We start from the raw sequence: 25,909 nt of genomic DNA, 5'->3' as shown, positions 1-25,909 counted from the left end.
ACCACGCGCATCAGTCGACGTCCACGTCCGACCAGCCGTCGAACCGCCCGATCTCGGTCACCCGGATCACGGCCTCGCCCGCCGCGTCCGACGCGTCGAGGTCGATCGTGGCGGAGAACCCGAAGTCCTTGTCGCCGGCAGGGTCGGCGAAGATCTGTCGCGCACGCCAGACGCGCGTCGGGCCCGACGCGCCAGCCGAACCGGACACCCCGGTCGCCCCGGCCTCGTCGAGCACCAGGTACTGCATCGACCGGGCGTCGGCATCGATCCCGATCGTGTCGTGCTGGTCGTAGTACTCCTCGAGCACGGCGTCCCAGGCGTCCTCGTCGAAGCCCGCGGTGCCGTCCAGCGCTGCGAGCCCGGCGACGTCGTCGGCCGCTGCGAGCAGCACGCGCTGGAACAGCGCGTTCCGCACGAGCACCCGGAAGGCGCGCGGGTTGCCGGTCAGGCGCGCGGGCTGCGGCGGCGCGATCTCCTCGTGCTCCGCCTCGGCGAGCGCCACGTCCCCGTTCATCAGCGCCTCCCACTCGTCGACGAGCGAGGAGTCGGTCTGCCGGACGACCTCGCCGAGCCACTCGATGAGGTCGTCCAGCTCGGGCGTGCGCTGCTCGTCGGTGATCGTCTGCCGCATGGTGCGGTAGGCGTCGGACAGGTACCGCAGCACGAGCCCCTCGGAGCGGGTCAGCTGGTAGAACCGCACGAAGTCGCCGAAGGTCATCGCCCGCTCGTACACGTCGCGGACGACGGACTTCGGCGAGAGCGCGAAGTCGAGGACCCATGGCTGTTCAGCCGCGTACGCCTCGTACGCCGCCTCCAACAGTTCGGACAGCGGGCGAGGCCAGGTGACCTCCTCGAGCAGCTCCATCCGCTCCTCGTACTCGATCCCCTCCCGCTTCATGCGGGCGACCTCTTCGCCACGCTCCTTGAACTGCTGCTGCGCGAGGATCGCCCGCGGATCGTCGAGGGTGGACTCGACGATCGACACCATGTCGAGCGCGTAGCTCGGCGACTCGGGGTCGAGCAGCTCGAACGCGGCGAGTGCGAACGGTGAGAGCGGCTGGTTCAGCGCGAAGTTCGGTGCGATGTCGACGGTCAACCGGTACTGGCCGTCGACCTTCTCGATGACCCGGGCGTTGATGAGCGTCCGCGCGATCGTCAGTGCCCGCCGTGCCATCGCGAGCTGCCGCGACCGGGGCTCGTGGTTGTCGAAGACGAGCGACCGGACGGACTCGAACGCCGAGCCGCCGCGTGCGACGACCGAGAGCACCATCGCGTGCGTGATCCGCATCCGCGAGACCATCGGCTCGGGCTCGGCCGCGATGAGGCGTTCGAATGACGCCTGCCCCCACGACACGAAGCCGTCCGGCGCCTTCTTGCGCTTGATCTTGTTCTTCTTCTTCGGGTCGTCACCTGCCTTGGCGACGGCGCGGGCGTTCTCGATGTCGTGCTCCGGTGCCTCGGCGACGACGTCGCCCTCGGTGTCGTAGCCGGCCCGCCCGGCACGTCCGGCGATCTGGTGGAACTCGCGGGCGGACAGCTGGCGCATCTTCGTGCCGTCGAACTTCGTCAGCCCGGTGAGCAGCACCGAGCGGATCGGCACGTTGATGCCGACACCGAGGGTGTCGGTGCCGCAGATGACCGGCAGGAGCCCGCGCTGGGCGAGCTGCTCGACGAGTCGTCGGTACTTCGGCAGCATGCCCGCGTGGTGGACGCCGATGCCCGCTCGGATGAGTCGCGACAGGGTCTGCCCGAACCCCGCGCTGAACCGGAAGCCCGCGATCGCCTCGGCGATCTGGTCGCGGCGTTCGCGTGACGCGACGCGCGCCGACATGAGCGCCTGCGCCCGTTCGAGCGCGGCCGCCTGGGCGAAGTGCACGATGTAGATCGGCGCCTTGCCCTCCTCCAGCAGCCGTTCGACGGTCTCCTGCACGGGCGTCATCACGTACTCGTACGTCAGCGGGACCGGCCGCGAGACGCCGGTGACCCGCGCGGTGGGGCGGCCGGTCCGGCGCGAGAGGTCGTCGGCGATCGTCGTGACGTCGCCGAGCGTCGCCGACATGAGCAGGAACTGCGCGCGCTCGAGCACGAGCAGCGGCACCTGCCAGGCCCACCCGCGGTCGGGGTCGCCGTAGTAGTGGAACTCGTCCATCACGACCACGTCGACGTCGGCGTCCGGGCCCTGCCGCAGCGCGAGGTTCGCGAGGATCTCCGCCGTGCAGCACACGATCGGGGCGTCCGCGTTGACGCTCGAGTCGCCCGTCACCATGCCGACGTTCTGGGCACCGAACAGGTCGACGAGCTGGAAGAACTTCTCGGAGACGAGGGCCTTGATCGGCGCCGTGTAGTAGCTCCGCTTGCCCTCGGCGAGGGCGGCGAAGTGCGCCCCGGCGGCGACGAGCGACTTGCCGGTGCCGGTGGGGGTCGACAGGACGACGTTGGCACCCGACACGAGTTCGATGACCGCCTCGTCCTGCGCCGGGTAGAGCGGGCGACCGCCCTCGGCGGCCCAGGCCGCGAACGCCTCGTAGACGGCGTCCGGATCGACGACACCGTCGACCGCCGCCGGCAGGGCGGCGACGAGCGGGGGCTGGGTGGTGACGTCGGTCATGCGTCCATCCTCCCAGGTGCGGGTCCACCGGCCGGGAGGCGCGGTGCGGGCCCGACCCGCGCCTCCCGGCCGTCTGTGGATGCGTTCGCATACACTCGCGCCATGCGCGAACTCGGCTTCCTCTCCTTCGTCCCGAACCACGGCGGCACGGCCGGCGCGGCCGCCGCCCTCGAGGACGGCCTGCGGCTGTTCGAGACCGCCGAGGCGCTCGGCTACGGCACCGGCTGGGTCCGCGGTCGGCACTTCGAACCGTTCCTGACCAGTCCGATGACCTTCTTCGCAGCGGCCGCGCAGCGCACCTCGACCATCGACTTCGGGACCGCGGTCCTCGGCATGCGCTACGAGGACCCGATCCGGCTCGCCGAGGACGCGAGCACGGTCGACCTGCTGAGCGGCGGCCGCGTGCAGCTCGGCATCTCGACCGGGATCGCCGGGTACGGCCCCATCCTCGACCCGGTGTTCGGCGGCTCCGACCGCAGCTTCCGCGACGAGGCCGAGGCCCGCGCGGCGCGGCTGCTCGAGGTGCTGCAGGGCGAGCCGCTCGGCAGCGCGGGGAAGGGCTACGAGAGCATCCCCGCCGGCGCCGACCTGACCCTGCAGCCCCTCAGTCCCGCGCTCCGCGATCGTGTCTGGTGGGGCGGCGGCAGCATGGGCACCGCGGTCAGGACGGCCGAGAAGGGCCTGCTCCTGCACTGCTCGACGCTCAACACCGAGGACACCGGCGCACCGTTCGCCGAGGCGCAGGCGGACCAGATCCAGGCGTACCGCGCGCGGTTCGCCGAGCTCCACCCGGACCGTACCCCGAAGGTCGCCGTCGGGCGGATCGTCGTGCCGCTGCTCGACGAGCACGATCGGGCCGTGCACGAGGAGTTCCTCACCGGCTACGCGAGCGGCATGGACGACGAGGGGCGACCGCTCTCCGGGAACCCGCCGTTCCGCTTCAGCACGGTCGTCTCCGGCGAGCCGTCCGCCATCGTCGACGCCCTGCTGGCCGACCCGGCCGTGCGGGCGACCGACGAACTCGTCATCACCCTGCCGGCGAACGGCGACGCGGCGTCCCACGAGCGGATCCTGCGCATCGTCGCGGAGGAGATCGCGCCGGCCGTCCGCGACCACTGAGAGCAAGGGCATCCGGCGGGGCTCGCACCAGGGGTTGGTGAGGCTCCCCGGGAGCCCCTGCCGGATGACCATCTCGTCCCTGATCCGTACGGGATGGTGGACCCATCGTTTCACCTACCCGCCGGTTTGTCACACCGGATTGCGGTTCGTGGCCCCGAAAGTTGACGTTCGGTCACACCTTTTTCCCAGACTGGACGAAGCAACCGGTTGCGGCGCGACACCGCACCCCGTGAACGAACGAATGCGCCCCCGCGCGGACGCGGGGACGCATTCTGGACGCACCAGGACCGCCAGGGCTCCATCGGCCGGATCAGGAGGCCGTGTCGCACACGTGGCGATCCCTTCGCGGTGCGCGCGTCGACGGTAACCAGCCGTCAGGCGCAGGACGATGTTACTGAACGCAGCTTGGTTCCGCGCGGAAACCGGACGAAATCACGCCAGTTCGAGGGTCACGGTGCCGGATTCGGCTGCGACGGATGCGCCGACGTGCAGGGTGAACGCGCCCGGTTCGTAGGCCCAGGCGCCGTCCCAGTGCGCGAACGCCCGGGCCGGGACCTCGATCGAGACCTCGGTCGACTCGCCCGCACCGAGTCGCACGGGTGCGAACCCGACGAGCCAGCGGACCGGACGGTCGACGGCCGAGGACTCCCGCGACGCGTACACCTGCACGACGTGCTTGCCGGCACGGTCGCCCGTGTTCGCGACCGTCGCCGTCACGATGACGGCGTCGCCCTCGCGCACGGTCGGCGTCGCGGAGACACCGTCGATCGTCCAGGTCGTGTAGCCGAGGCCGTGGCCGAAGGGGTACGCGGGGGTGGTCCCGGCACGGAGCCACGCGCGGTAGCCGATGTGCACGCCCTCGTCGTAGGACACCTTGCCGTGCGCCGGGGTGACGTCGAGCACGGGCACGTCCGCCATCGCGGCCGGCCAGGTGGTGGGCAGACGACCGCCGGGCTCCGCGGCGCCCGTGAGGACGTCGGCGAGCGCGTTGCCGTACTCCTGACCACCGAACCAGGTGAGCAGGACCGCGGCGACGTCGTCCCGCCACGGCATCTCGACCGGCGAACCGGCGTTCACGACGACCACCGTGTTCGGGTTCGCCGCGGCGACCGCGCGGACGAGGTCGTCCTGGTGACCCGGGAGTGCGAGCGACGAGCGGTCGTAGCCCTCGGACTCGACCTTCGAGTTGGTGCCGACCACGACGACCGCGACGTCCGCGCCGATGGCGGCCGCGACGGCTGCCTCGATGAGCACCGACGGGTCCTCGTCGCTCGGCTCGGTGCCGAACTGGTAGGCCAGCACGCCGCCGAGGGTCTCGTCCTGGACGACGTCGTACTCGATGCGGATCGCGACGTCCTGGCCGGCCGTCACCGACACCGGCACCGACCGCGCCGGCGGGTTGAGGAACGCGGCGCCGAGCTGGTCGCCCTCGAACCCGACGAACTCGTCGAGGACGAGCGACCCGTCGATCCACATGCGGGAGTGTCCGGCCGCGCCGATGCCGATCCGGACGGTCCCGGTCGAGGGTGCGGTGTAGGTCGTGGTGATGTCGAGCCGGTCGGCCTCGCGCGTCGGGGCGTCGCCGCCGAACCAGAACAGCGCCGTGGCACGACGGTCCTCGACGTACAGCTCCTCGCCGTCCTTGACGAAGGCGACGCGTGCGCCGGGCTCGCCGGTGCCCGGGTTCGTGATGGTGGACAGCGGGAACTCCGCGATGCCCTCCTGCACGACCGCGCCGATGGCGTAGTCGACCGAAGCACCCGGGAACGCCGAGCGGATGCCGTCGAGCGGCGAGACGACCTGCGACGGCACGACCGTGGCCGAGCCACCGCCCTGGGTGCGGGCCTGGTCGGCGTTGTGGCCGATGACGGCGATGCGCGACACCGCGGAGGCGTCGAGCGGCAGGATCCCGGTGTTGCGGACGAGCACGGTGCCCTCGGCCTCGGCTTCGCGGACGAACGCGACGCCGTCCTCGACGTGCACGGGCTGCGCGGCCACGGGCTCGAAGCCCTCGAGTGCGCCGACGCGGGCGGCGAGCGTCAGGATGCGGCGGACCTTGCGGTCGATCGCGGCCTCGGGCACCGAACCGTCCTGCACGGCGGCGAGCAGGGGACCCTCGCTCCACCACGGGTTCGGGCCGGGCATCGCGACGTCCTGGGACGCCTTCGCCGAGTCGACCGAGCGGACGCCGGTCCAGTCGGACACGACGATGCCGTCGAAGCCCCACTCGGAGTTCAGCGGCGTCTCGAGCAGGTCGTTCTCGGACGCCGTGACGCCGTTGATCGCGTTGTAGGACGACATGACCGCCCAGGCGTGCGCCTCGGTCACGGCCTTCTCGAACGCGAGCAGGTACAGCTCGCGGAGGGCACGGTCCGACACCTCGGTCGACGCGGTGAAGCGGTCGGTCTCGTAGTCGTTCGCGATGTAGTGCTTCGGGGTGGCGGCGACGCCGTTCTCCTGCACGCCGTCGACGTAGGACGCGGCGAGGTCGCCGGTCAGCAGCGGGTCCTCGCTGAACGCCTCGAAGTGTCGGCCCCCGAGCGGTGAGCGGTGCAGGTTGATGGTCGGGCCGAGCACGACGTCGACGCCCTTGCGACGAGCCTCGACGGCCGCCGCGGCGCCGTAGCGCTTCGCGATCGCGCGGTCCCACGACGCGCTCAGGGCGGTCGCCGACGGCAGGTTCAGCGACGGGTCGCGCTCGTCCCAGACCTCGCCGCGGACACCCGAGGGGCCGTCCGACATGAGGATGCGGCGCAGGCCGATCTTCTCGATCGGCCAGGTGGTCCAGAAGTCACGCCCCGTCAGGAGCTGCACCTTCTCCGCGATGGTCAGCTGGTCGACGAGCGCGTCGATGCGCTCGGTCAGCGGGCTGGTCGGACTGGAGGCGGTGCTCGCGTCGGTCACGGTGGTCACGGTGGTCGGTCCTCTCGTTCGGGAAGCCGCGGGCGCCGCTCGGACGGCCGGGGCTCCGTCGCCCACACCCACCGTCCACCGGGTTCGCCGCCCGCACTGGCAGCTACCGCACCGTACCACCCAAAACCGACTATCGGTTGGTTTTATGCGGACACACACGAGCGGTACAGTCTGGCCATGGCACGACGGGGTTCGTACGCAAAGGGCATCGCGAAGCGCGAGGAGATCCTCACGGTCGCGCTGGACCTCGTCGCGTCGCAGGGCTTCCGGCGGACGAGCATCAAGGACATCGCCGACGCCGTCGGGCTGACCCAGGCCGGGCTGCTGCACTACTTCGACTCGAAGGACGACCTCTGGGTCGAGATCCTGCGACGGCGCGACGAGATCGACCTCGCGCACGACTGGGACGCGTCCGACCCGGCGACCCTCCTCGCCGCGATCGTCCGGCACAACGCCGAGGTCCCGGGGCTCGTGCAGATGTTCGTGAACCTGTCCGCCGCCGCCGCGACCGACCCGGAGCACCCCGCGCACGAGTACTTCCGCGAGCGCTACGACCGGAGCCGGCAGAACCTGTCCGCCGACTTCCGGGCCATGCAGCAGGACGGGCGGCTGCGGGACGACGTCGACGTCGAGGAACTGACGAGCGTGCTGCTCGCCGTGTCGGACGGCATGCAGATCCAGTGGCTCTTCGACCCGACCCGGGACATGGCCGAGCACGTCGAGCTCGTCGCCCGGCTGGCGACCGCACAGGTCACCCGCACCGTCTGACGCCGCACCGCCCGGGTCCACCGCAACGGGGTACGGACAGGGCCTGGTCGCCCCAGGCCGAGCCGGGCAGGATGGGCGGTGCCCGGAAGGGTTCCCGACGACGATGTGGAGTGACGCGATGACGCGTGTAGTGGTGACCGGCGGCAGTGGGAAGCTCGGGCGGGCGGTGGTCCGCGACCTCGACGAGCACGGGTACGACGTGGTCCTGGTCGACCGCGTGCCCTCCCCCGACAAGCCCGAGCGGGTGCAGTTCGTCCGCACCGACCTCACCGACCACGGCCAGGTGCTGAACGTCCTGCTCGGCATCGACGACCGGTACGACCACGTCGACGCGGTGGTGCACCTCGCCGCCGTCCCGGCCCCGGGTCAGGTGCCGGACGTCGCCCTCATCACGAACAACGTGACGTCGTCGATCAACGTCTTCCACGCCGCGCGCCAGGCCCGGGTGAAGAACGTCGTCTGGGCGTCGAGCGAGACCCTGCTCGGCATCCCGATGGGCGAGCACCACCCGCCCTACCTGCCCGTCGACGAGGAGTTCCAGGTGCGCCCGCAGTCCTCGTACTCGCTCGGCAAGGCGGTCGAGGAGGAGATGGCCCGGCACTTCACCCGCTGGGACCCGGAGCTCAAGATGATCGGCCTGCGGTTCTCGAACGTGATGGACGAGACCGACTACCCGGCGTTCCCGTGGGACGCCACCCCCGAGGCGAAGACGTTCAACCTCTGGTCCTACATCGACTCCCGTGACGGCGCCCAGGCGGTGCGGAAAGCACTCGAGGCCGAGCTCACCGGCTTCGAGGCGTTCGTGATCGCGAGCCCGGACACGGTCATGGACACGCCGACGATCGAACTCGTCGAGCGGTACGTGCCGGACATCGAGCGCCGCGCGGACATCGACGGCGTCAGCTCGCTGCTCTCGTCCGACAAGGCCCGTGAGCTCCTCGGCTACGCACCCGAGCACAGCTGGCGCGACCACCGCGCCTGAGCACGGCCGGACCGGCCACGCTCCCGGGCGTCAGCCCGCCGGGACGAGCAGCCCGTCGAGCACCAGGTCGCGCGCCGCCGGCAGCAGATCGGCGGCGAGCGCCTGCTCGTCCACCCCGGTGATCTGCGCGAGGGCGCCGACGATCGCCGCCACCGACAGCTCACCGTCGCACGCACCGACGAACGCGGCGAGCGCGGTGTCGGCGTCGACCCGGCGACCGAGTCCACCGCCCTGCACGAGCGTCATCACGGTCGGGTCGTCGTTGCCCGGCCAGTAGAACCGTTCCTCGGTGACGTCGCCGGCGACCGCGAGGTGCGCGGCGGCGAGGGCCTGGTCGTCGTGCGCGGCCAGCCACGCGGCCGCGTCGAGGACGCGGGCGACCGTCGCACCGAGGCCCGCGGGGTTGGACCCGAGCGTCTCGGGGACGCGCTCGAAACGGCGGAGGTGCACCGCGCCTCCCGGCCCGGGGCGGCGCACCACGACGTAGCCGAAGCCGACGCCGGTCACCCGGCGGGCGGCGAAGTCGTCGAGCCAGGCGCCGACGAGCCGGTCGAACTCGGACGATCCGGGCTTCGTGCCGCCGTCGCGGATCCAGGTCTCGGCGTAGGCGGCGGGGTCCTGCCGCTCCCGCTCGACGACCCACGCGTCGAGCCCGCGCCCGTCGGTGTCGGCGCGTTCGAACCAGGAGCGCACGCGGTCGAGGCCGTCCGTGCCCCAGTGGTACTCCCAGTTGCCGAGCAGCTGCGCGGTCCCGCCGGGTTCGAGGTGGTCGCCGAGCCCCGTCAGGACCGTCTCGACGAGCGCGTCGCCGACCATGCCGCCGTCGCGGTACTCGTAGGCGGGGACACCCTCGCTGCGGGGCGTGATGACGAACGGCGGGTTCGAGACGATCCGGTCGAAGCGCTCCCCCGCGACCGGTTCGAACAGCGACCCGGAGCGGAACTCGATGCCGTCGATGCCGTTGAGCATCGCGTTGAACCGGGCGATGTCGAGGGCCCGGTGCGAGATGTCGGTGGCGACGACCTCGTCGGCGAAGCGTCGGGCGTGCATCGCCTGGATGCCGCACCCGGTGCCGAGGTCGAGCACGCGCCGGACGGGCACGGGGACCTGCAGGCCGGACAGCGTCGTCGTGGCACCGCCGATGCCGAGGACGTGTTCCTCGCCGAGGGCCGTCCCGAGCGCGAGTTCGCCGAGGTCGGAGACGATCCACCAGCTGCCGGCGCCGAGGTCGTCGACGAAGGCGTACGGCCGCAGGTCCACCGCGGGGTGGACGGTGTCGGCCTCGGTGCGGACCAGCCCCGTCGACGCGACGGCGGAGGTCCCGGCGGTCGGGAACGCCGCGTCGGCGTCGACCCGCGACACCGGGAGCCCGAGCACGAAGAGCGTGGCGAGCGTCGTGAGCGGGGTCGTCGGGCGCGCGCGCAGTGCCCGGAGCGCTGCGACGCGCGATCCGCGGTGGAGCGACGCGGCGGCCTCGGTCCCCCACAGGGCGTCCACCCGTTCGACGGTGAACCCGGCGTCGGTCAGGTCACGGCGGAGGGCATCGGTGACGTCCGCCTCCGCGACGATCGTCGGGAGCGTGTGCACGGCGCTCACGCCGGGACGTCCTCGCGCATGAGGGCCGCCGGGACCTCCCACGCGAACACGAGGTCGAGGAGCCCGGGGAAGCGCCGCTCGACGTCCTCGACGCGGACCCGGCTCGACCGAGTGAGTCCCTCCTGGTGCTGCTCGAGGAGTCCGGCCTCGCGCAGGACGCGGAAGTGGTGGGTGAGCGTCGACTTCGGCCGGTCGATCCCGACCCAGCCGCAGCTGCGGATGCCGCCGGCGGCGTCGACCAGGTAGCGGTGCAGGATGGCGAGCCGGATCGGGTCGCTCAGGGCGTCCATCACGACCGGCAGGTCCATCTCGGCCACGGTCGGCTGTGGCAGGCGTTCGGGAGCATCCACGGTCGCGGGCATGGACGGGACGCTACCACCGTTCCCCTCGCAGTACGAGTTGCGTCGTACAGCGGACTGCTGTACGAATGCACTCGTACTTGATTCGGAAGGGGCGCTCATGGCGCAGTCAGCTCGGTCGGTCGCGGGGTTCTGGATCCTCGCGGCGATGCTCCTCGTGTCCGTCGCCTCGTCGGCGGTCCCGTCGCCCATCTACCCCGTCTACGCCGCCGAGTGGCACCTCACCCCGCTCATGCTCACCGGGGTGTTCGCCATCTACGTCGCGGGGCTCCTGGCGAGCCTGCTCGTCGCCGGTCGCCTGTCGGACCACGTCGGCCGGAAGCCCGTGCTCGTCGTCGGTGGCCTCGGGGTGGCCCGGTCGCTCGGGCTCTTCGCGATCGCGGACGGCGTCGGCGCCCTCGTCGTCGACCGCATCGTGCAGGGCGTCTCGGTCGGCCTGCTCATCGGTGCCCTCGGTGCGGCGTTGATCGACAACTCGCTCGAGCGCCACCCGTCGCTCGCCGGCGTGCTGAACGGTGTCATCCCGCCGATCGCACTCGCCACCGGCGCCATGTCGAGCGGCGCCCTCGTGCAGTGGGGCCCCGCGCCGGAGCAGCTGGTCTACGTGCTCTTCGGCGCGTTGCTCGTCCTCATGGTGATCGCACTCGTCGTGGTCCCGGAGCGGGTCACCCGACGACCGGGCGCCCTCCGCTCCCTGGCGCCCCGGATCAGCGTGCCGCGTGCCTCGCGCCGACTCTTCCGCAGCGTCGCCGGATCCCTCATCGCGAGCTGGGCCCTCGGCGGGATGTTCCTCTCGCTCGTCCCGTCGGCACTCGGCGCGGTGTTCGGCATCACGAACCACTTCGCCGCCGGCGCGCTCATCGCCGTCGTCACGGGCGTCGGCGCGCTGACCGGGCTCGCCACGCAGCGGATGGACGCCCGCCGTGCCGTCCTGGTCGGCCTCGTCGCACTCGTCCTGGGACCGGTCGTCACCGTGGCGTTCGTGTTCGCGCACTCGCTGCCCGGGCTCGTCGTCGGGAGCGCGATCGCCGGCGTCGGCTTCGGCGCCGGGTTCCAGGCGCCGCTCCGGATGCTGCTCGCCACCGCGGCACCGACGCACCGTGCGGGGTTGCTCTCCACGATCTACGTCGTCAGCTACCTGGCGTTCGGGGTGCCCGCCGTCGTGGGCGGACTGCTCGAACCCGCCGTCGGTCTCGTGCCGGTCATCGCTGGGTACGGCGCGTTCATCGTCCTCGCCGCGGCCGTCGCCCTCGTGCTGCAGCTCGTGTCGCGGGACGCCGCCGTCGTCGAGGAGCAGGCCGCCGAGGTCCTCGAGCACACCTGCACCGGCTCGGTCCGGGTGTCCCCGGCAGACTAGGCGCGCACCGAACGCCGAACGCCGAACGCCGAACGTCGTCCGCCGAACGCCGTCCGCCGGACTCCGACTGCCGTCCGCCGCGACGGGGTCAGTGCCCGGGTCGCGCCCGCTTCGCCCCGCGCCCGCGGACCCCGACCGTGCGGGCAGCACCCGTGTGCGCCGCGTCGACGTCGGCCTTGCCGCGGTCCGCAGCGTTCCGCAGCCACCGGGGACCGTGCGCCTTCGCCCAGTCCCAGAAGCGGTGCAGCAGCGCCCGGAGCCACGTGATGATCCGGTGGAAGAAGTGGAACTCGCTCGCGAGGATCGTCAGCCCGACGAAGACCACGAGCCACCCGGGACCGGGCAACGGCACGAGGATCAGGCCGATCACGACGACCAGGCCGCCGACGATCCCGACGAGCACCTTGTAGACGAGGTGCAGGTGCGGGCGGGCGTGGATCCAGGCGCGCAGGTCGTGGAACCACTGGAACCGCCGGTGCGGCGTCTCGGCGCGTTCGACCGCGTCCGTCCGGTGGTTCGGGTCGCCTTCCATGTGCGGCAATGTAGGGCGCGCGGCTGGGAATCCGCGGCGCAGCCGGTGGGCGTGTGGTGCATCCGCAGCAGCCCGCCGGGTCGGTGGACGCCACCGCCCTGCGGCGGCCGGAGGCGCGGACCGGGGCCGACCCGCGCCTCCTGTCAGGCGATGCGGGCCAGGCCGACCCGCGCCTCCTGTCAGGCGATGCGGGCCAGGAGGCGCGTCACGCGTGCGCCACGCACGTCGCGGCCCACGGGACGGCGGCGAGGCGCGCCTCGGGGATCGGTTCCCCACCGACCGCGCAGCGGCCGTAGGTCCCGGCCTCGAGCCGCGCCAGCGCGGCGTCCACCTGCCGGATCCGCTCGCGGGCGTCGTCCCGCACGGCACCGAGCGAGCCGCGCTCCCACGCGAGGGTCGCGCCCTCGGGGTCGTGCTCGTCGTCCGAGTTGGCGTCCTGCCGGGCGTCGCTGACGTCCCGCATGCTGCGCTCGACGTCCGCGAGGAGCCGCTCGCCTCGCGCCCGCTCCGCGACCAGTGTCTGACGGGGGTCGTCCATGCTGGTCACCGTAGTCGGCCCGGAATGACCGTGCCGTCGGATGCGTTCTGTGGGACATGACGAAGATCGGGTTCCTGTCGTTCGGACACTGGCGCGACGTGCCGGGGTCGAAGGTGCGCAGCGGCCGTGAGGCCCTCGTCCAGGCGATCGACCTCGCGGTGGCCGCCGAGGAGGCCGGGGTCGACGGCGCCTACTTCCGCGTCCACCACTTCGCGCCGCAGCAGGCGGCGCCGTTCCCGCTGCTCTCCGCGATCGCCGCCCGCACCAGCCGCATCGAGATCGGCACCGGCGTCGTCGACATGCGCTACGAGAACCCGCTGTACATGGCCGAGGAGGCCGCCGCCACCGACCTCATCTCAGGTGGCCGACTGCAGCTCGGCGTCTCCCGTGGCTCACCCGAGACCGCCCTCGCCGGTTACCAGCAGTTCGGGTACGTGCCCGACGCGACCGACACGAACGGCGGCGACCTGGCGCGCTCCCACACCGACGTGTTCCGGCGCGCGATCGCCGGCGAGCCGATGGCGAACGCGAATCCCCAGATGACCGGATCGGTCGGGTCGCTCGCGATCTCGCCGTTGTCCGAGGGCCTCGGCGACCGCATCTGGTGGGGCGCCGGCACCCGGGCCACCGCGGAGTGGACGGCCGAGCAGGGCATGAACCTCATGTCGTCGACCCTGCTGACCGAGGACACCGGTGTGCCGTTCGACGAGCTGCAGGCCGAGCAGATCGCACGGTTCCGGTCGACCTGGAGCGAGATGGGCTGGGAGCGGACCCCGCGGGTCAGCGTGAGCCGCAGCATCATCCCGATCACCGACGACGAGTCGCGGCACTACTTCGGCGTCCGGGCACAGGTCGAGGGGCAGGACCAGGTCGGGCACCTCGACGGTGGGCTCGCCCGGTTCGGCCGGTCCTACATCGGGTCGCCCGAACAGCTGGTCGACGAGCTCGCGGCGGACCAGGCGGTGCGTGCTGCCGACACCGTGCTCGTCACGGTGCCGAACCAGCTCGGCGTGGACTTCAACGCGCGGCTGCTCGCCGCCGTGAAGGACGTCATGCGCGAGGTGGACGCGGCGGCCGTCCCGGCCTGACCGGGGTCTGAGCCACGCGGCCGGTCCCCCTTCCTGCCGACACCCGGGCTGGGACTGTGGCCGGTTCCCGCACTCCAGTACCGTCGGTGTGCACCTTCCCCCGCACCCCGAGGAGCACCCCGTGACACTGCCGGCCGCCGGCTGGTTCCCCGACCCGCAGGACGCGAGCCGCCTGCGCTGGTGGGACGGGCGCGCCTGGGGAGTGGCGACGCGCGTGCTGCCGAGCCGGACCGAGCCGATCGTGCCGGTGGTCGTCGCCCCGGTGGGTCCGTCGTTCTCGGTGCACACCGCCTCGGTGCGGACCAGTGCCTGGGCGTCCGGAGGCTCGGGCGTGCACCGCTTCAGTGCGTTCTCGACGTTGGCGGTGCTGCTCGCGGTGGCGTCCGTGCTGCTCAACCCCTGGGGCGTCTGCAGTGCGGCCGCGATGGTGTCGGGGCTGCTCGGCGTCGTGCGACCCGGGGCGACCGGGGGCTGGCGGGTGCTGGCGCGGAGTGCTTCGGCGAGCGCCCTGGTCCTCGCGGTGGCGACGGCCGCCGTGGCAGCCTCCGCGCAGTTCCACGTGTTCTGAGCGGGCTGACGCGCGCTCGTGCGTTCCGTCCGGCCATCGTGAGCACGAATGGTCGGGTTCACGCCGGCGACCCGACCAACTCTGCTCACGAGACGCGCCCGCGCCCCACGCCAGGCTCAGAAAGCGCGCCGCGCTCCCGCCGGGCCCGTCCGCGCTACCGCCGCGCCCGCGGGTGCGCCGTCTGGTAGACGTCCCGCAGCATGTCCGCCGTCACCATCGTGTAGATCTGCGTCGTCGCCACGCTCGCGTGCCCGAGCAGCTCCTGCACGACCCGCACGTCCGCTCCCCCCTCGAGCAGGTGCGTCGCGAACGAGTGCCGGAACGTGTGCGGCGACACGTGCTCGGAGAGCTCCGCACGCTCCGCCGCGGCCTGGATCACGAGCCACGCGCTCTGCCGTGACAGCCGCGCGCCACGGGCACCGAGGAACAGCGCCGGCGTCGACGCCCCCCGCGCCGCGAACACCGGCCGCGCCCGCACGAGGTACGCGTCGATCGCTGCCCGGGCGAAGCTCCCGAGCGGCACCACGCGCTGCTTGTTCCCCTTGCCGGTGACCTTCACGACCGAGAGCCCGTCGTCGGCCGCGGGCCCGGAACCGTCGGACAGCGTCGTGACGTCGTCGACCGACAGCCCGACCGCCTCCGAGATCCGTGCCCCGGTGGCGTAGAGCAGTTCGAGCAGCGCGCGGTCCCGCAGTCCCACGAGGTCGTCGGCGGCACCGCCGGACGCGCCGGGGGCGTCGGCCGCATCAGCGGGGCTCGCCGCCGCGAGCAGCCGTTCCATGTCGTGCACGGAGATCGCCTTCGGCAGCCGCATCGGGGCCTTCGGCGGCCGCACGGACGCGCCGGGATCGAGCTGCAGCCAGCCCTCGCCGGCGGCGAACGCGGTGAACGACCGCACGGAGCTGAGCATCCGCGCGACCGACCTCGGCGCGAGGGGTCCGGACGGCCTGGTCGCGAGGTGCTCCACGAACCCCGCGAGGTCCGCGCGCGCGATCCTCCCGACGTCGTCGAGCACCGCAGGTCCCCCGGCGCGGTCGGCACCCTCCGACTCCACGACCGGAGCCGTCGCGAGCCACGACGCGAACGTCAGCAGGTCCCGCCGGTAGGCCGACAGCGTGTGCTGCGAGAGGCCCCGTTCGATCGCGATGTGCCGCAGGTACGTCTCCGTGGCACGCTCGAACGGGATCACTCCACGAGGCTAGCGCCGCTCGAGGAGCGTCAGTGCAGCGACCCGTCCGGCTCCCCCACGCGGAACCCGGTGAAGGCGACGGTCAGTCCCGCGCGGGACGGTGCCGCACAGAGCAGCCCCGCCGACACGTGGGCGTCGGGGTCGAGGTACGCCACCCGCACGAGCCGCGGCGGCTCGTCGTCCGCCCACGCCCGGATCGTCACGGCGTCGCCGTCGCGGCTGGCCCGGACCGTGACGACCCGACCGGTCCACTCCGGCACCGGCGCCACCGACCAGTCCGACGCATCGCGCGTGACGACCGCTCCGACCTGGGGCGTCCCGTCGGCGAACTCGACGCCGGCCTTGATCCAGTTCCGCTCGTCGACCCGCAGGAACACCCCCGCCTGGTCGAACTGCTCCGTGTAGTCGAGCACGAACGACACCTCGACCGAGAACGCCCCGTCGAACGGCCGGAGCAGCGCGTGCTCGGAGTCGTGCACGAAGCCGTACGAGGTGGTGCGCCAGGCGTCACTGCCCTCGACGGCCGTCACCCGCAGGACGTCGCCGTCGAGCGTCGCCGCAACGGGATCGTTGGTCCACCGGCCCCCGTCGACGAGCGTCGCAAGGCTCATCGTGCGCGCCGTTCAAGCGCGTCGACCGCGAGGACGGCGACGACGAGCCCGGAGTTGTGCAGCCGACCGTCGAGGATCGCCGCCACCAGCTCGTCCCGCGGCACCCACCGCTTCACGATGTCCGCCTCCTCCGCCTCGCGCTCGAAGGCCGTCGCGGTGGGTCGCACACCGCGGGCGCGGAAGACCTCGAGGAACTCGTCGCTGCCGCCGGAGGACGTGTTGTACGTCACGAGCGGTTCCCAGTGGTCGGCCTCGAGGTCGGCCTCCTCCGCCAGCTCGCGCTGTGCCGCAGTCAGGTGGTCCTCGCCGGCCATGTCGAGCAGGCCGGCCGGGAGCTCCCAGTCGCGCATGCGCACCGGGTGCCGGTACTGCTGGATGACGAGGACGCGCCCCTCGTCGTCCTCGGCGTAGACCGCGACGGCGCCGGTGTGGTCGATGTACTCCCGCACCATCGTGTCGTCGTGGTACGCGATGCTGTCGCGGCGCACGTCCCACACGGCACCCTCGTACACGACGGTGGAGTCGGTGACCTCGAACGAGGCGGGTTCGTCAGCGATGGGTGCGTCAGTCACGCGACCCATCCTGGCACTGGAGGCGCGGTGCCAGCTGGCACCGCGCCTCCAGTCAGAGACCGCGCGCGTTACGCGACCTGCTCCTCTTCCTGCGGGTCGAAGAGGCTCGACGCCTCGTGCCGCTCGATCGCGGCACCGACGAGCCCCGCGAACAGCGGGTGCGCGTCCGTCGGGCGCGAGCGCAGCTCGGGGTGCGCCTGCGTCGCGATGTAGAACGGGTGCACCTCGCGCGGCAGCTCGACGTACTCGACCAGCGTGCCGTCGGGCGACGTGCCCGAGAACACCAGGCCGGCGTCCGCGATCTGCTCGCGGTACTTGTTGTTCACCTCGTAGCGGTGACGGTGGCGCTCGGAGGCCTCGGGAGCGCCGTACAGCGACGCCGCGAGCGATCCCTCGGTGAACGTCGCCGGGTACAGGCCGAGGCGCATGGTGCCGCCCAGGTCGCCGCCCGCGATGATGTCCACCTGCTCCGCCATGGTCGCGATGACCGGCGTCGAGGTCTCCGGGTCGAACTCGGTGCTCGACGCGTCGGTGAGGCCGACCTCGTGCCGGGCGTACTCGATGACCATGCACTGCAGGCCGAGGCACAGGCCGAGCGTCGGGATGCCCTGCTCACGCGCGAACTTCAGTGCGCCGAGCTTGCCCTCGATGCCGCGCACGCCGAACCCGCCGGGGATGCAGATGCCGTCGACGTCGCCGAGCTGCTTCGCCGCGCCCTCGGGCGTGGTGCAGTCGTCGGACACGACCCACTTCAGCGTGACCTTCGCGTCGTGCGCGAAGCCACCCGCACGGAGCGCCTCGGTGACGGACAGGTACGCGTCCGGCAGGTCGATGTACTTGCCGACCAGGGCGATCGTGACGTCCTTCTTCGGCTCGTGCACGGCACGGAGCACCGGGGTCCACGCGGTCCAGTCGACCGGACCGGCCTCGAGCTTCAGCGCGTCGACGATGACCTGGTCGAGCCCCTGGTTGTTGAGCAGCGTCGGGAGGTCGTAGATCGACGGCACGTCCACCGCGTTCACCACGGCGTCCTCGTCGACGTCGCACATGAGCGCGATCTTGCGCTTGTTCGCGTCCGACACCGGACGGTCGCTGCGGAGGACCAGCGCGTCCGGCTGGATGCCGATCGAGCGGAGCGCGGCCACCGAGTGCTGCGTCGGCTTCGTCTTCTGCTCACCCGAGGCGTTCATGAACGGCACGAGCGACACGTGCACGAAGAACACGTTGGTGCGGCCGAGTTCGTGGCGCACCTGCCGCGCGGACTCGATGAAGGGCTGGGACTCGATGTCGCCGACGGTGCCGCCGACCTCGGTGATGATGACGTCGGGCTGCGGGTCGTTCTGCGCCTGCTCACGCATCCGCCGCTTGATCTCGTCGGTGATGTGCGGGATGACCTGCACGGTGTCGCCGAGGTACTCACCCCGACGCTCCTTCGCGATCACCGTCGAGTAGACCTGCCCGGTCGTGACGTTCGCGGCCTGCGACAGGTTGATGTCGAGGAAGCGCTCGTAGTGCCCGATGTCGAGGTCCGTCTCCGCGCCGTCGTCGGTCACGAAGACCTCGCCGTGCTGGAACGGGTTCATGGTGCCCGGGTCCACGTTGAGGTACGGGTCGAGCTTCTGCATGACGACCTTGAGGCCGCGAGCCGTCAGGAGGTTGCCGAGGCTGGCCGCCGTCAGCCCCTTGCCGAGAGACGAGACGACCCCGCCGGTCACGAAGATCTGCTTCGTCACCTTCGGGGTCGCGTTCGAAGAATTGGTACCGCCGCTGAGAGTGTCCGCCACGGGATTCCATCGTACGTCAGAACTGCCGGGAGGCGCGACCTCGGTTCGCCGCGGGCGTTGCGCGGGCGCGTGCGCGCGCCGCGCCGGCCGCCGCACCGCACCGTGCGCGCTCCGCCATTCCGTGCGAGGTTGCACGCACGGTGTCCGATCACAGCCCCGCACCATGCCGCGAACCTCGCACCAGCCGACGACCGACGCACCGTGCGGAGCTGCCCAGCCCACACGCCGCCCGCCACCCCGTGCGCACTCCGCCATCCCGTGCGAGGTTGCACGCACGGTGCCCGACTACAGCCCCGCACCATGCCGCGAACCCCGCACCAGCCGACGACCGACGCACCGTGCGGAGCTGCCCGGCCCACACGCCGCCCGGCACCCCGTGCGAGGTTGCACGCACTGTGCCCGCCTACAGCCCCGCACCATGCCGCGAACCCCGCACCAGCCGACGATCGACGCACCGTGCGGGGCGGGCGTGAGCCGCGCCTCCTGGATCGGCGTGTGGAGACGCGCTCAGGCCTTCTGGCCGGCGACGTCGAGGAGCTCGCGCGCGTGCTCGATCCCGCTCGCACTGTCACCGAGACCCGAGAGCAGGCGTGCTATCTCCTGCAGGCGGTCGTCGCCCTCGAGGCGACGGACGCTCGACGACGTGACTGCGCCGCTCGCGTCCTTCACGACGTTGAGGTGGTTGTTCGCGAACGCCGCGACCTGCGCGAGGTGGGTCACGACGATGACCTGGGTGCGTTCGGCGAGCTTCGCCAGACGACGGCCGATCTCGATCGCCGCGGCGCCGCCGACACCGGCGTCGACCTCGTCGAAGACGAACGTCGGGACCGTCGTGCTGCCCGCCATGACCACCTCGATCGCGAGCATCACCCGGGAGAGCTCACCGCCCGAGGCGCCCTTGCCGATCGGCCGGGGATCGGTTCCGGAGTGCGGTTGCAGGAGGATCGACACCTGGTCGCGTCCGTGGCGTCGGTAGTCGCCGGCGTCGGAGACCTCGACGACGAGGGTCGCTCCGGCCATCGCGAGGGACTTCAGCTCGGCGGTGACCCGCTTGGCGAGGTCCTTCGCGGCCTTGGACCGTGCTGCGGTCAGCGCGGCTGAGGCGTCAGCGAGGGCGCGCTCGTCCTGCTCGACCGCCTGCTGCAGGGCGACGATCCGGTCGTCGTCGCCGTCGAGCTCGAGCAGACGGTCGCTCGCGCGCTGACCGTAGGCGATCACGTCGTCGACGGTCTCGCCGTACTTGCGGGTGAGACCGGCGAGCAGCGACCGACGTTCGTTGATGAGTTCGAGGTCGTGACCGGCGTCCGGTTCGAGCGAACCGAGGTAGCTCGACAGGCTCGCCGAGGCCTCGGACGCCTGGATCCCGAGTTCCGTCAGCTGCTCGAGCACGGGCTGCAGCTCGGCGTCGGACGACACGACCCGTTCGATCGCCCGGCGGGCGGACTCGACCAGCCCGACGACGTCCTGCACGCCGTCGAGGGATTCGCTCGACAGCGCTTCGTGCGCGAGCCCGGCGGAGAGCCGGAGCTCTTCGAGGTTCCCCAGTCGCTCGGCGCGGTCGGCCAGCTCGACGTCCTCGCCGGGCTGCGGGTCCGCGGCCTCGATCTCGTCGGAAGCCGCACGGACGCGCTCGGCCTCGGCAACGCGGTCGTCGCGGTCCCGGGTGAGCGTCTCGAGGTCGCCGGTGTGCTGCTGCCAGGTGTCGTAGGCCCGCACGTACGCGGAGAGGACCTTCTCGAGCGCCGCACCGCCGAACCCGTCGAGGGCCGCACGCTGCGCGGTGGCCGAGGTCAGGCGGATCTGGTCGGACTGCCCGTGCACCGTGACCAGCTGGTCCGCGAGCTCGCCGAGCACCGCGACCGGGGCACTGCGCCCGCCGACGGTCGCGCGGCTGCGCCCCTCGGCAGAGACGGTGCGCGTCAAGATGAGTTCGCCGTCCTCGACCGCGCCGCCAGCGTCCTCGACGCGTTCGGCGACGGCGTCGTGCTCCGGCACGTGCCACCGACCCTCGACCACTGCGGTCGAAGCACCCCGTCGCACCGAACCCGCATCGGCCCGCGCACCGAGGAGCAGACCGAGGGCGGTGACGATCATCGTCTTGCCCGCGCCGGTCTCGCCGGTGACCACGGTGAAGCCGGGCCCGAGCTCGAGGATGGTCTCGCCGATGACCCCGAGGTCCGAGATGGAGATCTCCTCGATCACAGCGTGTCCTCGTCGTCCTGCTGCGGGCCGCGCCACCCGGCGACGGGCAGCTGGAACTTCGCGACGAGTCGGTCGGTGAACGGGGCGTCCTTGAGCCGTGCGACGCGCACCGGATCCGGCGAACGTCGGACCTCGACGCGAGCGCCGGGCGCGAGGTCGTGGGTCCGTCGGCCGTCGCACCACAGCACGCCGACGCCGCTCGTCCGACGGAGCACCTCGATCGCGAGCGTGCAGTCCGGTCCGACCACGATGGGCCGTGCGAACAGGGCGTGGGCGCTCAGCGGCACCATGAGCAGGGCGTCGACGTCCGGCCAGACGATCGGCCCGCCGCCGGAGAACGAGTACGCGGTGGAACCGGTCGGTGTCGAGACGACGACACCGTCGCAGCCGAACGAGGACAGCGGGCGACCGTCGACCTCGGTCACGACCTCGAGCATGCGTTCGCGGGAGGCCTTCTCGATGGTCGCTTCGTTGAGCGCCCAGGAGGAGTAGACGATCTCGTTGCCGACGACGACGTCGACCTGGAGTGTGACGCGTTCCTCGACGTGGTAGTCGCCGGACAGTGCCCGTTCGACCGTCGCGCGGAGGCCGTCCCGCTCGCTCTCGGCCAGGAACCCGACGTGTCCGAGGTTGACCCCGACGATCGGAGCGCCGGTCCCGCGCACGAGTTCTGCGGCGCGCAGGATCGTGCCGTCTCCCCCGAGCACGATCACGATCTCGAGCTGGTCGGCGTGGACGTCGACACCGAGGATGTCCACCTGTCCGACAGAGGCCTCGGCACGACGGATGTCGGCGTACTCGTCGAACGGCATGACCGGAACGAGACCGGCGGCGTGCAGGAGGTCGCAGACCTCGACCGCAGCGTCGATCGAGTCACGGCGGCCCGTGTGGGACACCAGGAGGATGTGCCGGTCGTCGCTCATGCCGTCCCTTCCGTCAGTTCGGTCGCCCGGACGATCCATTCTGTCGGATTGGTACCGACATCCCGCTGGAAACGCGCCAGGTACTCGTGGTTGCCGTGCGTCCCGACGATCGGCGACGCTGCGAGCCCCGACGTGCCGAGCCCGAGGTCCCATGCCGCCCACAGCACGTTCATGAGCGCGTCGTTCCGGAGTGCCGGGTCGCGGACGATGCCCTCTCGGACGCCGCCCCGCCCGACCTCGAACTGCGGCTTCACGAGCAGGACGAAGTCGTCGGCGGGAACCGACTCGACCAGCGCGGGCAGGACGAGCCGGAGCGAGATGAACGACAGGTCCCCCACCACGAGACTCGTCTCGGTGGCGGCGGGGTCGAGTGCCCGGAAGTCGTCGGCCGTCAGGTTGCGTGCGTTCGTCCCTTCGACCACGACGACGCGGGGGTCGAGGGCAACCATCGGGTCGAGCTGCCCGTGCCCGACGTCGAGGGCCACCACGCGGCGAGCACCGCGGCTGAGGAGCACCTGCGTGAACCCGCCGGTGCTCGCACCGACGTCGAGCGCGACGCGGTCGGCGGGGTCGATGGCGAACGTGTCGAGCGCGGCGACGAGCTTCAGTGCGGCGCGGGACACCCACTCGTCCGCACCGTCGACGTGGATCGACGCCGACGGCCGCACCGACGCGGACGGCTTGACCACAGGGGTCCCGCCGACCGTCACGCGACCGTCCTGGATCAGCTTCGAGGCCGCGGTGCGGGACTTCGCGAGCCCGCGCGCAGCGAGGAGGGCGTCGAGTCGGACCGGGCGCTCGTCCTGCACGGTCTCGTCGGCGTGGGCGTGCTCGTCAGGCACTCGTGCTGCCGCCGCTCTCGAGGCGGGTGCGGAGCTCGTCGTGCAGCGAGGAGAAGGCGTCAGCGCGCTCGGTCAGCGGCAAGGCCTCGGCTGCCTCGGTGCGGTGCGCGAAGCGGTCGCGCTCGACGGCGTCGTCCGGCGCCGTGGGACCGGCCGCCGGCGTAGTGCCCGCTCCGTCGTCGAACGGCTCGCGCACGGGGTCCTGCTCGTGGTTCGACACCTCGGCCACGCTACTCGCCGCCGTACAGCTTCGGATCGACGTCGAGGCCGTAGATCGCGAGCCCGGACTCCCAGATGAGCGCGGTGCCCGCGCGGAGCAGGTCGATCGCGTCGCCGTCGTCCAGGACGCGCACGACGTGCCCGCGCATGGCGACGGTCACCGCTCCGACGGTCGCGTAGCGGGTGCCGTCCGGATCTTCACGCCGGACCGTCACCGGGTACGGCTCGGAGAGACCACGGAGGTCGTCGAGGATGAACGTGGGTCGCGAACGCTGATCGGCGGCGAGGACCTGCTTCGCCTTGTCGATCCCGGTCAGCACGAGGACGCTGGGGATCCCCGCGTCGTTCGCCCCCTTGATGTCGGTGTCGAGGCGGTCGCCGATGAACAGCGGGTGCTCACCGCCGAACCGCGCGAGCGCCGCGTCGAAGATCGGTCGCTCCGGCTTTCCGGCGACGACGGGCATCCGACCGACTGCCTGGTGGACGGCCGACACCAGCGTGCCGTTGCCGGGCGCGATGCCGCGCTCGACGGGGATCGACCAGTCCATGTTCGTGGCGACCCACGGGACGTCCGGGTCGGCAAGGGCGAACGACGCTTCGGCGAGGTGCGTCCAGCCGAGGTCCGGCGAGAAGCCCTGGATGACCGCGGCCGGGGAGTCCTCGGCGCTGGAGGTCACCGTGAAGCCGGCAGCCTCGACGATGCTCGTCAGGCCGAGGCCGCCGGTCACCAGCACGGTCGACCCGGCCGGGACCAGGGTCTCGAGCAACCGGACCCCGGCTTGCGACGACGTCACCACGTCGTCCTCGGACACCTCGAGCCCGTAGCGCTCGAGGTGTTCCGCGACGTCGACGGGTCGGCGCGAGGCGTTGTTCGTGATGTAGCCGACGCGCGCGTGCAGCGAGGCACGGGTCAGCGCCTCGACCGCGTGCGGGATGGCGTGCCGACCGCGGTACACGACGCCGTCGAGGTCGGTGAGGACGACGTCCACACCGTCCGTCGGCGGCTTCGGGACGTCAGTCGGCTGCGGACCCGTCGACGTCGGCGGGGTTGTCGTCGTCGAGCTCGCCGGGCTCGTCGCCGGCTGGCTCGTCGTCGTCGGGCTCGTCGCCGAGCGGCTCGTCGGCGAGTTCGGCGTCGGGCTCGTCGTCGACGGCTCCGGCGAACTCGTCTGCGGATCCTTCGACCTCGAGCGTTTCCTCGACCACATCAACTGTCTCCCAAGCGTTCTCGTCGGCGACCTCGGCAAGCGCCGCTGCCGCACGATCGACACGGGCCCACCACTCGTCGGCCTCGTCCTGACGGCCGAGCTCCTCGAGCGTGGCCGCGTAAGCACTGTAGAGCGCCGGGGACCAGCTGTAGGCAGTGGACGGGTCGAGCTGTGGAATCTCCAGCTCGCCGAGCGCGGCTGTGGGATTCCCGAGGTCGAGGCGTGCGCCGGACATCGCGATGGCCAGTTCGACCTGGACCGCGGTGTCGAGCGCCGCACGGTCGACCGACCGACCGAGCTCGAGCGCCCGCTCGGGCCGGCCGAGCCCACGCTCGCAGTCGACCATCATCGGCAGCTGGTCGTTCCGGCCGGAGATGCGACGGTACGTGCGGAGTTCTCGCAGCGCCGTCGCGAAGTCGCCCAGCCGGTACGCCGTGATGGCTGCGGTCTCGCGGACCACACCCACCCGTCCGGCACGACGGGCAGCGCTCAGGGCGTGCTGGTTCGCGGTCTCCGGGTCCTCGTCGACCAGGAGCGCGGCTGCCACGAGGTGACGGGCGACCCAGTCGGCGTTGTCCTTGCTGAGCGTCTTGAGCTCGGCCCGGGCGACCTTGTCGAGGTCGCGGGCCTGGATGTCCTCGGGGATCTCCGGGTCCTCGTGGCGGGGACGGATCGACTTGGTGCCGTAGGGGTCCCGGTCCTCCCAGTCGTCCCGCGAGGCCTCGCCGAAGCGAGCGCCGGCGTGACGGCTGCCGTCGCCGAAGCGCTGACGGTCGTCGCGGCCTCCGCGGTCGCGGTCCTGGCCGCCGCGGAACGGGCGGTCACCGTCACGACGCGGACGATCCCCGTCGCGGTCGGGACGGTCGGAACGGAACGGACGGTCGCCGTCACGACGCGGACGATCCCCGTCACGAGCAGGACGGTCCGAACGGAACGGACGGTCGCCGTCTCGACGCGGACGATCCCCGTCACGGGCGGGACGGTCCGAACGGAACGGACGGTCGCCGTCTCGACGCGGACGATCCCCGTCACGGGCGGGACGGTCCGAACGGAACGGACGGTCGCCGTCGCGGGCGGGACGGTCCGAACGGAACGGACGGTCGCCGTCGCGGGCAGGACGGTCGGAACGGAACGGACGATCGCCATCGCGACGCGGACGGTCGTCGCCCCCACGGAACGGACGGTCCCCGTCGCGGGCCGGACGATCCGAACGGAACGGACGATCACCGTCACGACGCGGACGATCGCCGTCACGAGCAGGACGATCCGAACGGAACGGACGATCGCCATCGCGACGCGGACGATCGTCGCCCCCACGGAACGAACGATCACCATCACGGGCGGGACGGTCCGAACGGACCGGACGGTCACCATCACGACGCGGACGATCCGAACCACGCGGACCATCGCCGCGAGGAGGCCGGCTCGAGTCGTCACGATCCCCGCGCCACGCGGGACGCCGTCCCCCGTCGCGGAACGGACGGTCGCCGTCTCGGAAGGAACGAGCGCCGTCGCGCGACGGACCGCCGCTGCGAGCCGGACGGTCACCGTCGCGACGAGGAGCATCGCGCCGCTCACCCTCACGACGCTCGAAGTCACGGGGACCGGACGACCAGCGGTTCCCGCCGTCGCGCCGAGGGCCACGGTCGCCATCGCGACCAGATCGGTCTCCGCGATCGCCGTCGTTCCGCCGCTGATCGTCGTCGTTCGCCACCGTTGCTCCTCTGTGCGTGCCCGAGCGCTCGCCCAGGCCATCGTCCGCTGTGTCGTTGTGTTGGCGCTGCACGGTACCGCCCGCGCGCGCCCAGTCCATCACGAACGGGCGTGCGAGTCGAGCGACCTGCAGCAGAAACAGATGTGGCCACCGGCCTCCCGAGAACGAGGGTCTCCCCTGCGAGTTCCCGATGGAGGGCCGATGGCCACATCTTCTT

General features: G+C 71.9%; 23 protein-coding genes. 7 read left to right on the top strand and 16 right to left on the bottom strand.

Annotated elements, in window-relative coordinates:
* Positions 1-10 precede the first annotated feature (10 nt).
* Positions 11-2,608 (bottom strand): DEAD/DEAH box helicase, encoded by a 2,598-nt coding sequence (locus ACQXVK_RS14040; protein ID WP_430853952.1) that lies wholly within the window; start codon positions 2,606-2,608, stop codon positions 11-13.
* Positions 2,609-2,710: 102 nt separating this feature from the next.
* On the opposite strand from ACQXVK_RS14040, the gene ACQXVK_RS14035 reads away from it, so the two are divergent.
* The gene (locus ACQXVK_RS14035) at positions 2,711-3,727 is read left to right on the top strand and encodes an LLM class flavin-dependent oxidoreductase (RefSeq protein WP_430853951.1); all 1,017 of its coding nucleotides are present in this window, start codon (positions 2,711-2,713) and stop codon (positions 3,725-3,727) included.
* A gap of 432 nt (positions 3,728-4,159) precedes the next feature.
* On the opposite strand, the gene ACQXVK_RS14030 is transcribed toward ACQXVK_RS14035, so the two are convergent.
* Positions 4,160-6,640 carry a beta-glucosidase H gene (locus ACQXVK_RS14030; RefSeq protein ID WP_430853950.1) on the bottom strand — a complete coding sequence of 827 codons (2,481 nt, stop codon included), beginning with the start codon at positions 6,638-6,640 and terminating at the stop codon, positions 4,160-4,162.
* Positions 6,641-6,817: 177 nt separating this feature from the next.
* Between ACQXVK_RS14030 and ACQXVK_RS14025 the strand changes: the two genes are divergently transcribed.
* Positions 6,818-7,408: a TetR/AcrR family transcriptional regulator gene (locus ACQXVK_RS14025; protein ID WP_022908477.1), complete on the top strand. Its 591-nt coding sequence runs from the start codon at positions 6,818-6,820 to the stop codon at positions 7,406-7,408.
* Between the two features lie 118 nt (positions 7,409-7,526).
* Positions 7,527-8,390, top strand: a complete 864-nt coding sequence (locus ACQXVK_RS14020; RefSeq protein ID WP_022908478.1) for an NAD-dependent epimerase/dehydratase family protein — start codon at positions 7,527-7,529, stop codon at positions 8,388-8,390.
* A gap of 30 nt (positions 8,391-8,420) precedes the next feature.
* Here the strand turns inward: ACQXVK_RS14020 and ACQXVK_RS14015 are convergent, their stop codons facing one another.
* Positions 8,421-9,986: a DUF7059 domain-containing protein gene (locus ACQXVK_RS14015; protein ID WP_430853949.1), complete on the bottom strand. Its 1,566-nt coding sequence runs from the start codon at positions 9,984-9,986 to the stop codon at positions 8,421-8,423.
* The gene (locus tag ACQXVK_RS14010; RefSeq protein WP_416393284.1) at positions 9,983-10,348 is read right to left on the bottom strand and encodes an ArsR/SmtB family transcription factor; all 366 of its coding nucleotides are present in this window, start codon (positions 10,346-10,348) and stop codon (positions 9,983-9,985) included. Before ACQXVK_RS14010 ends, ACQXVK_RS14015 begins: the two co-directional genes overlap by 4 nt.
* 97 nt (positions 10,349-10,445) lie before the next feature.
* On the opposite strand from ACQXVK_RS14010, the gene ACQXVK_RS14005 reads away from it, so the two are divergent.
* Positions 10,446-11,702 carry an MFS transporter gene (locus ACQXVK_RS14005; RefSeq protein ID WP_430853948.1) on the top strand — a complete coding sequence of 419 codons (1,257 nt, stop codon included), beginning with the start codon at positions 10,446-10,448 and terminating at the stop codon, positions 11,700-11,702.
* A gap of 88 nt (positions 11,703-11,790) precedes the next feature.
* Here the strand turns inward: ACQXVK_RS14005 and ACQXVK_RS14000 are convergent, their stop codons facing one another.
* A complete protein-coding gene (locus ACQXVK_RS14000) occupies positions 11,791-12,234 on the bottom strand; it encodes a TIGR02611 family protein (protein ID WP_430853947.1) in 444 nt (147 codons plus the stop codon).
* Positions 12,235-12,439: 205 nt separating this feature from the next.
* Positions 12,440-12,772, bottom strand: coding sequence for a TraR/DksA family transcriptional regulator (locus tag ACQXVK_RS13995; RefSeq protein ID WP_430853946.1), 333 nt, complete (start codon positions 12,770-12,772; stop codon positions 12,440-12,442).
* A gap of 56 nt (positions 12,773-12,828) precedes the next feature.
* Here ACQXVK_RS13995 and ACQXVK_RS13990 point away from each other — a divergent pair, with 56 nt between their 5' ends.
* The gene (locus tag ACQXVK_RS13990) at positions 12,829-13,860 is read left to right on the top strand and encodes an LLM class flavin-dependent oxidoreductase (RefSeq protein ID WP_022908491.1); all 1,032 of its coding nucleotides are present in this window, start codon (positions 12,829-12,831) and stop codon (positions 13,858-13,860) included.
* 121 nt (positions 13,861-13,981) lie between these two features.
* The gene (locus ACQXVK_RS13985) at positions 13,982-14,428 is read left to right on the top strand and encodes a DUF2510 domain-containing protein (RefSeq protein WP_430853945.1); all 447 of its coding nucleotides are present in this window, start codon (positions 13,982-13,984) and stop codon (positions 14,426-14,428) included.
* A 154-nt stretch (positions 14,429-14,582) separates the two neighbouring features.
* Here ACQXVK_RS13985 and ACQXVK_RS13980 read toward each other — a convergent pair whose 3' ends face one another.
* The 10 genes from ACQXVK_RS13980 to ACQXVK_RS13935 form a co-directional block, all read right to left on the bottom strand.
* Positions 14,583-15,614, bottom strand: a complete 1,032-nt coding sequence (locus tag ACQXVK_RS13980; RefSeq protein ID WP_430854086.1) for a site-specific tyrosine recombinase XerD — start codon at positions 15,612-15,614, stop codon at positions 14,583-14,585.
* 32 nt (positions 15,615-15,646) lie between these two features.
* Complete coding sequence (locus ACQXVK_RS13975; protein ID WP_430853944.1) at positions 15,647-16,228, bottom strand: DUF1349 domain-containing protein; 582 nt, start codon at positions 16,226-16,228, stop codon at positions 15,647-15,649.
* Complete coding sequence (locus ACQXVK_RS13970; protein ID WP_430853943.1) at positions 16,225-16,809, bottom strand: NUDIX domain-containing protein; 585 nt, start codon at positions 16,807-16,809, stop codon at positions 16,225-16,227. Before ACQXVK_RS13970 ends, ACQXVK_RS13975 begins: the two co-directional genes overlap by 4 nt.
* A gap of 59 nt (positions 16,810-16,868) precedes the next feature.
* Positions 16,869-18,584, bottom strand: coding sequence for a CTP synthase (locus ACQXVK_RS13965; RefSeq protein ID WP_430853942.1), 1,716 nt, complete (start codon positions 18,582-18,584; stop codon positions 16,869-16,871).
* A 507-nt stretch (positions 18,585-19,091) separates the two neighbouring features.
* On the bottom strand, positions 19,092-20,786 hold the full coding sequence (gene recN, locus ACQXVK_RS13960) for a DNA repair protein RecN (protein ID WP_430853941.1): 1,695 nt from the start codon (positions 20,784-20,786) through the stop codon (positions 19,092-19,094).
* Complete coding sequence (locus tag ACQXVK_RS13955; protein WP_031263263.1) at positions 20,783-21,709, bottom strand: NAD kinase; 927 nt, start codon at positions 21,707-21,709, stop codon at positions 20,783-20,785. The genes recN and ACQXVK_RS13955 overlap by 4 nt, the downstream gene beginning before the upstream one ends.
* Positions 21,706-22,551, bottom strand: coding sequence for a TlyA family RNA methyltransferase (locus ACQXVK_RS13950; RefSeq protein ID WP_402269328.1), 846 nt, complete (start codon positions 22,549-22,551; stop codon positions 21,706-21,708). The genes ACQXVK_RS13955 and ACQXVK_RS13950 overlap by 4 nt, the downstream gene beginning before the upstream one ends.
* The gene (locus ACQXVK_RS13945; protein ID WP_430853940.1) at positions 22,544-22,771 is read right to left on the bottom strand and encodes a hypothetical protein; all 228 of its coding nucleotides are present in this window, start codon (positions 22,769-22,771) and stop codon (positions 22,544-22,546) included. Before ACQXVK_RS13945 ends, ACQXVK_RS13950 begins: the two co-directional genes overlap by 8 nt.
* Positions 22,772-22,781: 10 nt before the next feature.
* A complete protein-coding gene (locus tag ACQXVK_RS13940) occupies positions 22,782-23,759 on the bottom strand; it encodes an HAD-IIA family hydrolase (RefSeq protein WP_042724101.1) in 978 nt (325 codons plus the stop codon).
* Between the two features lie 25 nt (positions 23,760-23,784).
* Positions 23,785-24,525, bottom strand: a complete 741-nt coding sequence (locus ACQXVK_RS13935; protein WP_042724099.1) for a hypothetical protein — start codon at positions 24,523-24,525, stop codon at positions 23,785-23,787.
* Positions 24,526-24,528: 3 nt separating this feature from the next.
* Here ACQXVK_RS13935 and ACQXVK_RS13930 point away from each other — a divergent pair.
* The coding region (locus ACQXVK_RS13930; RefSeq protein WP_430853939.1) for a hypothetical protein at positions 24,529-25,909 on the top strand (1,381 nt) is incomplete at its 3' end.

Source organism: Curtobacterium sp. AB451, from assembly GCF_050585845.1.
Taxonomy (GTDB): Bacteria; Actinomycetota; Actinomycetes; order Actinomycetales; family Microbacteriaceae; genus Curtobacterium.
The sequence above is the reverse complement of the archived record's forward strand: the minus strand, read 5'-3'. Positions and strand labels throughout refer to the sequence as shown.

Excerpts from the sequence above, each read along its gene's own strand:
- ACQXVK_RS14025 (WP_022908477.1), top strand. The coding sequence starts at position 6,818 with ATGGCACGACGGGGTTCGTACGCAAAGGGCATCGCGAAGCGCGAGGAG.
- ACQXVK_RS14005 (WP_430853948.1), top strand. The coding sequence starts at position 10,446 with ATGGCGCAGTCAGCTCGGTCGGTCGCGGGGTTCTGGATCCTCGCGGCG.
- ACQXVK_RS13990 (WP_022908491.1), top strand. The coding sequence starts at position 12,829 with ATGACGAAGATCGGGTTCCTGTCGTTCGGACACTGGCGCGACGTGCCG.
- ACQXVK_RS14010 (WP_416393284.1), bottom strand. The coding sequence starts at position 10,348 with ATGCCCGCGACCGTGGATGCTCCCGAACGCCTGCCACAGCCGACCGTG.
- ACQXVK_RS13955 (WP_031263263.1), bottom strand. The coding sequence starts at position 21,709 with ATGAGCGACGACCGGCACATCCTCCTGGTGTCCCACACGGGCCGCCGT.
- ACQXVK_RS14035 (WP_430853951.1), top strand. The coding sequence starts at position 2,711 with ATGCGCGAACTCGGCTTCCTCTCCTTCGTCCCGAACCACGGCGGCACG.
- ACQXVK_RS13975 (WP_430853944.1), bottom strand. The coding sequence starts at position 16,228 with ATGAGCCTTGCGACGCTCGTCGACGGGGGCCGGTGGACCAACGATCCC.
- ACQXVK_RS14020 (WP_022908478.1), top strand. The coding sequence starts at position 7,527 with ATGACGCGTGTAGTGGTGACCGGCGGCAGTGGGAAGCTCGGGCGGGCG.
- ACQXVK_RS14000 (WP_430853947.1), bottom strand. The coding sequence starts at position 12,234 with ATGGAAGGCGACCCGAACCACCGGACGGACGCGGTCGAACGCGCCGAG.
- ACQXVK_RS14040 (WP_430853952.1), bottom strand. The coding sequence starts at position 2,608 with ATGACCGACGTCACCACCCAGCCCCCGCTCGTCGCCGCCCTGCCGGCG.
- ACQXVK_RS13995 (WP_430853946.1), bottom strand. The coding sequence starts at position 12,772 with ATGGACGACCCCCGTCAGACACTGGTCGCGGAGCGGGCGCGAGGCGAG.
- ACQXVK_RS13970 (WP_430853943.1), bottom strand. The coding sequence starts at position 16,809 with ATGGGTCGCGTGACTGACGCACCCATCGCTGACGAACCCGCCTCGTTC.